This window comes from Pseudomonas sp. TREG-RG-20F-10-E-6-01, from assembly GCF_022662455.1.
Lineage (GTDB): Bacteria > Pseudomonadota > Gammaproteobacteria > Pseudomonadales > Pseudomonadaceae > Aquipseudomonas.
Map to the genome: position 1 here is coordinate 1 of NZ_JAKNQP010000049.1, position 296 is coordinate 296.

Below are 296 nucleotides of genomic sequence, written 5' to 3' on the forward strand. Positions count from 1 at the left end.
TGCTTTTGCGTCGCCGCAGGCATCAGCGATGGCTGGCTGTTAAGGCGGCGTTGGCGTGAGCGCAGGCGGCCGCTGCGGTCGTATTCGCTGCGGGTGCTGAGCTGGCCTTGGGTGCGCAGCACTTCTCGGTGCAGGCGGTCGCGTTCGAAGTCGCTGATGACCTGGCCGTCGAGGTTGATCTGGTGCAGGTGGCCGCTGCCGTAGTACAGGCGATTGAGCCAGCGCCCGTCCGGCAGTTGGGTCTGGATCAGGTTGCCGAGTTCGTCGTAGTGATGTTGCAGCTTGCCGCCGGCACT

At 65.2% G+C, this 296-nt stretch carries 1 protein-coding gene; it reads right to left on the reverse strand.

Annotated elements, in window-relative coordinates; all coding sequences use genetic code 11:
* Positions 1-296: hypothetical protein (locus L8K08_RS30220; protein WP_242201996.1), on the reverse strand; the 296-nt coding region annotated here is incomplete at both ends.